The sequence below is a fragment of the Mycobacterium sp. genome (genome assembly GCF_050701675.1).
GTDB lineage: Bacteria > Actinomycetota > Actinomycetes > Mycobacteriales > Mycobacteriaceae > Mycobacterium.
The window spans coordinates 1-8,030 of the sequence record NZ_JBOGDD010000758.1; the positions used below are offsets into that span (position 1 = coordinate 1).

Here is an 8,030-nt window from a genome sequence, read left to right on the forward strand (position 1 = left end):
GGCCAGTGGGCCTTCTCTTGAATCTTCGGATTTGAGCAGCGCCGTGAATTCACGCGTAGTGCGATCCCACTTCGGCTCCTCGTCGGCGATGACGCCGTGGTCCGCGCCGTACGCGAGCCGCTTGCTGGCCTGTACCGACAGCGGCGCGTTGACGGTGATCCGCTCGGCGAGCGCCAGGGCCGCTTCCACCACGGTGCCGTCGGGAGCGACCTGGTTGATCAGTCCCCACCTGAGCGCGTCGGCCGCAGGCATGGGCTCGCCGGTGAAGACGAGTTCGAGTGCGACCTTGCGCGGCAACTGCTCGACGATGCGGAACACGCCGCCCGCACCCGCGATCAGTCCGCGCTTGACCTCAGGAAGCCCGAACGAGGCGCTCTCGCAGGCGACCACCAGATCACTCGCCAGCGCGAGCTCGGAGCCACCGCCGAGCGCGGTGCCATTGACGGCGGCAATCGTCGGCTTGTCGATGAAGTGGTGCACATAGCCCGCGAATCCCCATTCCGCGTGCTCGGAATGAAAGAGGTTCTCCCCACGGGAGATGGCCTTGAGGTCGGCCCCCGCGCAGAACGACTTGTCGCCGGACCCGGTGATGACCACCGCCCACACGTCGGGATCGGCCTGCGCCTCCGCCAGAGCATCGCCGACCGCAGTGCTCACCGCGCCGTTGACGGCGTTGCGCGCTTCGGGCCGATTGATGGTGATGAGAGCGACGTTTCCCCGTCGTTCGACGAGGGCGGCTGGGTTATCAGACAATGGACGTCTCCTTCACGTGGGTTGCTTCTGCGTGGCGCCGAGTTCATCCAGCATCGCGAGGAGCCTGCGGCGGTCGACCTTGAGTGCCGCGCCGCGCGGCAGCGCGTCGACGACGAAGATGCGGGCGGGCACCTCGTAGGGAGTCAGCGACGTCCGGCAGTGTTCGCGCAGGGCCTCCCCATCCACTTCGGCTCCTGCGCGCAATTCGACTGCGGCGACGGGGATCTGGCCGAGCCGTTGATCCGAAATGGGTGCGACCGCGGCGTCGGCGACGGCTGGGTGCGCGCGTAATGCGCGGACCACGGTCTCGGGCGCCACCTTGAACCCGCCGCGCAGGATCACGTCGTCGGCACGTCCGTCGACGTAGAGGAATCCATCGGCATCGAGATGCGCCAAATCGCTGGTGGCGATCCAGGATTCGCCCGACCCGCCGGCCTGCGCCGAAGAGACCTGCAGCCTGCCCGTCTGATCCGATCCCGCCGCGGCACCATCGTCATCGACGACCTGCAGGCGCACTCCAGGAAAGGCTCGCCCGACGCTGCCCTTCTTCTCTGCCCACCGCGTACGAAAGTCCTTGACGGTCCAGCCGGCCACCGCTCCGGAGAATTCGGTCGCGCCGTAGACGACGAGGATCGGGATGCCGTAGCGCTCGAAGAACGCGTCGACCAACTCCGGGTCGACCGGGCTGGTGCCCGCGTTGACGGCGCGGATGCTGGCCAGATCCTCCCGTGGGATGTTCGAGTCGAGCACCGAGCGGATGGCCGCGGGAGGCAGTCCTGCGACGGCGGGCCGGTGCTCCTTGACCACCGCGTGCCAGCCCGGCACGGTGAAGCGGTCCAGCATGGCGACGGGACGGGCCGCGACCAGCGACTGCAACAACGACCACAGGCCGCCGATGTGAACGATGGGCAGCGTCACCAACCCGACGGTGCCCGATAGCGGCGGTTTCGTTCGGGCCTCGAGTCGGTCGTTGTGCCGCAGGGCAGCTCCGAGGGATGCCTCCAACTGGGCGCGAGTCAGGGGGATGCGTTTCGGTGCACCCGTGGTGCCCGACGTCAACATCTCGATGGCCACGGCGGGATCGCCCGTACCCGGTTCAGCCGCTCCCCGCGTCTGGAGGGTCAACCCGTCGTCGTTCAGATTCCAGCCGGTCATGTCGCCGTCCGCGACGGTCCGGGCGAACACCTCGTCGGACCACAGCGCCGACGGCGCCAAGACGAACGACACCGCTGCGGCAGCGAGATCGGCGCTCAAGCGTTCCGGAGGCTGCAGCGGGCTGATGGTCACCAGCGTGCGTCCACTTCGAAAGATCGCGATCAGGGCGGCGACGGACTCCATGCGATTCGTGAGTACGACGGCAACCCGACCTCCAGGGCCACAGCCGGCGGTGGTCAGCTCGAGGTCGATCTGCTCGACCAACGACCGGACTGCGCCCCAGTGCGCCCAGCGTCCGTCGTACTCCACCATTCGGGCATGGTCGTTCGCGTCCCACAGCCGTCCCAGCGCGTCGTGGATGCTCGTCATCGTCACTTTCCAAATCGACTCGTGCGGGCCGATCATTGCTTTCTCGAAACTAGTCGACATGGTTTACTAGGTCAACCTAGTGAAAGGGGTCGACGGTGGACTTCGGCTTGACTGACGAACAGGATCAACTCGCTGCGGCCGAACGATCCTGGCTCGACCGCAACGATCCCCTTGCGAGAGTCCGAGCTGCGCTCGATTCCGCCGCCATCACAGTCGATCCCGCGGCGGTGGGCCATGCCTCGGAATCGGGATTGCTGGCCCTGCTGACACCTGAAATGGGTGGCACCCACCTGGATCTCGCAGTCGTCACCGAGGCACACGGCTACGCGGCGAGCTCGCTGCCCATCGCCGACATCGCCATCGCCACTTGGCTTCTCGACAGCATCGGTGTTCACCACCCCGAGAGCCCGCTGGCCACAATGGCGTTCGGTCCGAACGCGCTCAACGACAGTCAGGCACTCCAACTGGCCGGCGTCAGCAGTCCGGTACCGATGGCCGCCGACATGGGTTCCGTCGCAGTGGTCGGCCACGCCGGCGAGAAGGAGTACCTGACCGTCCTGACGGCAGCCACACCGTCCACCATCGCGACCCTCGATCTGACGCGGTCGTGGGCCCGTTTCAAACTCGACGCGACCGTCGACGAGTGGACGGAACTGCCCGCGGGCACCTTGGCGATGCTGCGCGACGCACTCGCGGTACACCGGGCGTTCGACGCGCTCGGAGCGGCGGCACGACTGCTGGAGATGACGGTGGCCTACACCGGACAGCGTGAGCAGTTCGGCGTGCCGATCGGATCGTTCCAGGCCGTCAAACATCACTGCGCCGACATGGTCGTCGCCGTGGAAGCAAGCCGGGCATCGCTGTGGGCTGCGGCGCTCGCGCTGGACACCGCGTCGGGCGCGGCGCGGACTCGCGCCGCCTCTGCGGCAGCGGCATATTCGAAGTCGGCCGCCGCCCGGGTGGCAGGCACGGCCCTGCAGGTGCACGGCGGCATCGGCTTCACCTGGGAACACGACCTGCATCTGTTCCTGCGCCGCATCAAGGTCGACGAGGCCTTCGACGGCACCGTCGCCGAACACCGCGCGACACTCATCAGGGCCTGACACTCAACGCCGTTCACGCGGAAGGGCCAGCCCACGCTCGGCGATCAGGTTGCGCATGATCTCCGAACTGCCGCCCGCGATCGTGTATGCGCGGGCATACAGCCACTCGTCCTGCCAGCGGCCACCGTCCAGTGCGTCCGGGTCGCCCTCCACCAACACGCCAGCGGCACCGCCGAGTTCTACTGCGTAGGTCGCCATCTCAAGATTGAGCTCGCTGAACATCAGCTTCGCCATCGCGCCGTCGTGCATGCGTTCGGTGCCACGCAGCCAGCGTGTCAGATTGGCGTAGGTCAGCGCGCAGAGTGCCTCCACCTCTGCGGTGAACTGCCCGATCCGGTCGCGGACCAGGTCGCTGTCAATGGCGGGGCGACCATCGATGGTGACGCGGCAGGCCAAGTCCACCAACCCCTCCACGGCCAGCCTCAGCTTGACGACCGCAGCTCCCACACTGGTGCGTTCGTGTCCCAGCGTGGCATTCGCGATGGCCCAGCCCTGCCCTGGCGTCCCGATCATCGCTTCGGCAGGAACCTCGACGGCATCGAAGAAGACTTCGTTGAAGTCCGAGGTTCCGGTCAGCTCACGCAGCGGGCGGATCGTGATACCTGGGCTCGACATGTCGAGGATGAATGCACTGATGCCCTTGTGCTTCGGCACGTCGGATTCGGTGCGCGCCAGCAGGTATCCGTAGTCGGCCCAGTGCCCATCGGTAGTCCATACCTTCTGCCCATTGACCGTGTAGGTGTCTCGGTCGAGCACCGCCCGGGTGCGCAGCGATGCCAGGTCGCTGCCCGCGCCTGGCTCGCTGAACAGTTGGCACCACATTTGGCGACCGGCGCGGATCTCGGGCAGATGCCTTCGGCGCTGCTCGTCGGTACCGTAGTGGATCAGCGCATGGGAGGCGAGCGCGTTCCCACTCGGCACCCCAGGCACCCCAGCGCGGGCCAACTCCTCGCCCACCACGATGGCGTGTTCGGCGCTGAGGTCGTCGCGGCCGCCATATTCGGCGGGCCAGTCCGCCCCCGCATAGCCTGCCTCGAAAAGGCTTGCCGCCCAACCTTGGAGCGCCTTGAACTCATCCTCGTTCTCAGCGCTGCGAACACCCGCCCGCGGCGGGATCCGCGGCGCATGCTCGCCGACGAACTCTCGCACCTCGGCGCGGAAGGACTCCAGTTCGGGCCCCATGCCGTATTCCACGTTCGTCGCCAATCTTTAGATGTTCGAGCCACTTCGAGGTGACGTCGCCGTCATGCGTTGGCCCGCTGCAACAGTTCAGCGGCGGCGCGGTCGCGCAGCGCGTCGGCACGGCCCACCAGGACGGCGTTGGCCTGAGCACGTCGCAGGAGCAGGTGGATCGGGTGCTCCCATGTGAAGCCCACACCGCCGTGGATCTGCAGGGCGCCCTCGGTTGCGGCGACCCCGGCGTCCAGCGCTGCCGCGGCGGCCAGATCCACCAGGTACTCCAGTCCTTCGAGGTCAGCGTCGGCCGCGGCGAGGACCTGGCTGCGGGCCCCCTCCAACGCGACCAACATGTCCGCACATCGGTGTGACACCGCCTGGAAGCTGCCGATCGAGCGACCAAATTGGTGGCGTTCGCCAGCCCAGCCGACAGCCATCGCGAGAGCACGCGAGCCCACTCCGACCGAGTCCGCAGCAACCGCCAACAGTGCCTGGCGCCGGGCAATGCGCAGGATGTCGGGGACGTCGCCTCCGTCAGCAAGCACCTCCCCAGCGGCCGCCGCGAACGTCACCGCGCCGATCGTGGCGGTCAGGTCCAGCGGCTGGTTGGCCGCCACCGTGACGCCTTCGGCAGACACGTCGACGGCCACCAGCACCGTGCGATTTCCGGCGCGCGCCAAGACGACGAGCACCTCGGCACTAGGGGCACCCGCCACGATCGGAACCACGCCATCGAGCGCGGATCCATTCCATTCGGGCAGCACCTGGCCCGTCGTGACCCAGCCGGCGTCGTCGAGTGGCACGACGAACGCAGCAGGCGCGCCCTCGGCGATCCGCTGCACCAAAGCCTTTGCGCCGCACTGCACGGCAACGTCGAGCGCCGTCAAGGTCGGGACGAGCGGCGCGGCCGCCAGTGCCTTGGCGACCTCTTCGATCGCGGCGTAGAGCAGCCTCGGCCGAGCGCCTGCGCCTCCGAGTGACTCGGCGACCGCCAGGCCCGGCAGTCCGAACTCGACGAGGGCCGACCACACGGCGGGTTCGACCGCGTCGATCGGACGTTTGCGGTCGAGCAGTGTCGCGACGTCCACCCTGGCCCCGAGCGTCGCCGCCAGCACGTCGCGCAGCTCGCGCTCGTCCTCCTCGGGCACGGCGAGCGGCTCGCCGGGAGTGACCGCCGCGGCCCTCGTGTTCTCGCCCCGGTGCGAAGGCAGTCCGAGCACGCTCTCGGCGATCGTATTGCGTTGGATCTCAGAGGTTCCCGCGCCGATCGTGGTGGCCCGGCTCATCAGGTAGCCGAACGTCCAGCGTCCATTGTCAACGGCCTCGGGGGCCCGGCTGCCGAGCGCGGCGTGGGGACCCGCAGCACGCAGCGCCAGCGCATGCATGTGCTGTTCGAACTCGGACTTCACCAATCGGTTCACCGAGGCCACGCCGCCGGGATCCTCGCCGCGCAGAACCGCGGCCAGCGCGCGGGCGCTGTTGGCGGCGATCGTCCGCACCCCGGACTCCAACCGGGCGACGTCCTGACGGACCAGCGGATCACTGGCGAGCCCACGGGCCACCACCAGTTCGATGACGCGGTCGGCAGTGCGGCGGTACTTGAACTCATCGGCGAGGAAAGCGGTAGCTCGCTCGTGGCCGAGTGAGGTCCGCATGATCGACCAGCCCGCGCCTTCGTCACCGACCCGGTTATCGACGGGCACCTCGACGTCGTCGAAGAACACCTCCGCGAAGTGCGCCGCGCCGCTGACGTCGCGCAGCGGACGCACGGTGATCCCCTGGCTCTTCATCGGGATCAGCAGATAGGTGATGCCGTCGGAAGGTTTGGCACCGGAGCCCGTCCGAACCAGCGCGAACATCCAGTCCGCCCGGTCGGCCATCGTGGTCCACACCTTCTGGCCCGTGACGCGGTACACGTCACCGTCGCGGACCGCCCGGGTCGACAGCGAGGACAGGTCGCTACCCGCCCCCGGCTCCGAAAACCCTTGGCACCAAAACTCATCCGCCCGCAGCAGCGGCTCAAGGAAGCGGTCCTTCTGATCCTGCGTGCCGTGGGTGATGAGAGTGGGCGCGAGGATGAACGACAGCGGACACGGGTGCGGTGGCGCGCCGGCGTCGGTGGTCATCCGGTAGTACTCCAGCTGGTCCTCCAGCGACAACTCCAGACCGCCGCCAGATCGGGGCCACCCCGGTGCAGCTAGGTGGTGGTCGACCAGCTCGGCATGCCAAGCGCGGGCAGTCTCGATGCGATCCGGCTTCTCGCCCGCCGGAGCAGCATCGGACCGCTGCCGAAAGTCGGCGAGAAGCGCTTTGAGCGCGGGGCGCCATTCAGGTGTCTGCATCGAACCTCACAAAGTCAACTTGGTTAACTATGTTGCAGTGTGCAGGGCGAGTCGGCCATTGGCAAGCGTGCCCGCTATCCGTCTTCGAGGATCAGGGCGAGTTCGGGGCAGGCGGCGACCCCGTCCCGCGTGGCCTGCTCATCTCCCGGTTGCACGTCGTGCGCTTCGAGAATCGAATAGCCCGAATCGTCGATCGGGAACAACTCGGGGTCGACGGCATAGCACTGCGCATGTCCGACGCACTTGTCCTGCTCCAGCCGAACCTTCACGACGTCCTCCTCACCTCGACCGCCGAGGGCTGCGACGGTCATTCTGTCGCATAACACTAAATGATTAACTATTTAGATTTCTACGGGTGGTCGCGCTCCCGTGTGCGGCGGTGCGGTCGTGAGCGCGCCGTGATCCAAGCGCAGGCGCCACGCCACCTTGCGGGCCGTCACCAATGCCAACGCGCCGGCCATCCCGAACAGCACGGCGTCCGGCCAATCGTGGCGGGTTGCGACGACCGCGCAACCCGCCACGCAGAGCACGAGGATGACCTGGGCGATCCTGCGCACGATCACACCGGTTCTCACCCCTGCCGACTGACATCCGACCCGTAAAGGGTGCTGCTACACCGAGACAAGAGCGGGAGCGTCGGCGCCCACTCTCGGGAAGTTCAGCATCCTGCGGGCGTTCTCCTCGACGATCAGCGAGCACTCGTCATCGGGAACGTCGGCGAGCACCTCACCCGCCCGCTTGCGTGAGTTCGGCCAGTTGGAGTCGCTGTGCGGGAAGTCGATCTCCAGCATGATCCGGTCGACGCCGATCGAGTGCCGGTTCTTCAACCCGTGCTCGTCGTCGATGAAGCAGCCCCAGAAGTGCTTGCGGAACAAGTCCGACGGGCGGGTGTCGAAGTCGATCTTCTGGTAGTAGCGGTGCCGCTCCCACACGTAGTCGGTGCGTTCCAGGATGTAGGGAACCCAGCCGATTCCACCCTCGGCGAGCGAGATCTGCAGCTCCGGGAACTTCTGCAGCTTGCCCGAGAACAACAGATCGACCGTCGACCACATCAGGTTCGTGGAGAACAGTGCCGTCGCCACCGCGAAGGGGGCGTCCATCACGTTCATCTGACCTGGGACCGGCTTCATCG

Annotated in this window: 8 protein-coding genes; 1 reads left to right on the plus strand and 7 read right to left on the minus strand. The window is 67.3% G+C overall.

Features of this window, described 5'->3' with window-relative positions:
* Both ACRDUX_RS23170 and ACRDUX_RS23175 read right to left on the minus strand, forming a co-directional pair.
* Positions 1-753 (minus strand): enoyl-CoA hydratase/isomerase family protein (locus tag ACRDUX_RS23170; protein ID WP_526416907.1); only part of this gene is annotated, 753 nt, incomplete at its 3' end.
* Positions 754-765: 12 nt separating this feature from the next.
* Positions 766-2,277, minus strand: coding sequence for a class I adenylate-forming enzyme family protein (locus ACRDUX_RS23175; RefSeq protein ID WP_526416909.1), 1,512 nt, complete (start codon positions 2,275-2,277; stop codon positions 766-768).
* Between the two features lie 95 nt (positions 2,278-2,372).
* Here ACRDUX_RS23175 and ACRDUX_RS23180 point away from each other — a divergent pair, with 95 nt between their 5' ends.
* Positions 2,373-3,380 carry an acyl-CoA dehydrogenase family protein gene (locus tag ACRDUX_RS23180; protein WP_526416911.1) on the plus strand — a complete coding sequence of 336 codons (1,008 nt, stop codon included), beginning with the start codon at positions 2,373-2,375 and terminating at the stop codon, positions 3,378-3,380.
* 3 nt (positions 3,381-3,383) lie between these two features.
* Here the strand turns inward: ACRDUX_RS23180 and ACRDUX_RS23185 are convergent, their stop codons facing one another.
* From ACRDUX_RS23185 to ACRDUX_RS23205, 5 genes are all read right to left on the minus strand, one after another.
* Entirely contained in the window at positions 3,384-4,574 is a 1,191-nt protein-coding gene (locus ACRDUX_RS23185) for an acyl-CoA dehydrogenase family protein (protein WP_526416919.1), read from the minus strand.
* A 50-nt stretch (positions 4,575-4,624) separates the two neighbouring features.
* Positions 4,625-6,898, minus strand: coding sequence for an acyl-CoA dehydrogenase family protein (locus tag ACRDUX_RS23190; RefSeq protein WP_526416913.1), 2,274 nt, complete (start codon positions 6,896-6,898; stop codon positions 4,625-4,627).
* Between the two features lie 74 nt (positions 6,899-6,972).
* Complete coding sequence (gene fdxE, locus ACRDUX_RS23195; protein ID WP_526416921.1) at positions 6,973-7,167, minus strand: ferredoxin FdxE; 195 nt, start codon at positions 7,165-7,167, stop codon at positions 6,973-6,975.
* Between the two features lie 72 nt (positions 7,168-7,239).
* Positions 7,240-7,455 carry a hypothetical protein gene (locus ACRDUX_RS23200; RefSeq protein WP_526416915.1) on the minus strand — a complete coding sequence of 72 codons (216 nt, stop codon included), beginning with the start codon at positions 7,453-7,455 and terminating at the stop codon, positions 7,240-7,242.
* Between the two features lie 54 nt (positions 7,456-7,509).
* The coding region (locus ACRDUX_RS23205) for an amidohydrolase family protein (RefSeq protein ID WP_526416917.1) at positions 7,510-8,030 on the minus strand (521 nt) is incomplete at its 5' end.

Excerpts from the sequence above, each read along its gene's own strand:
- ACRDUX_RS23175 (WP_526416909.1), bottom strand. The coding sequence starts at position 2,277 with ATGACGAGCATCCACGACGCGCTGGGACGGCTGTGGGACGCGAACGAC.
- ACRDUX_RS23190 (WP_526416913.1), bottom strand. The coding sequence starts at position 6,898 with ATGCAGACACCTGAATGGCGCCCCGCGCTCAAAGCGCTTCTCGCCGAC.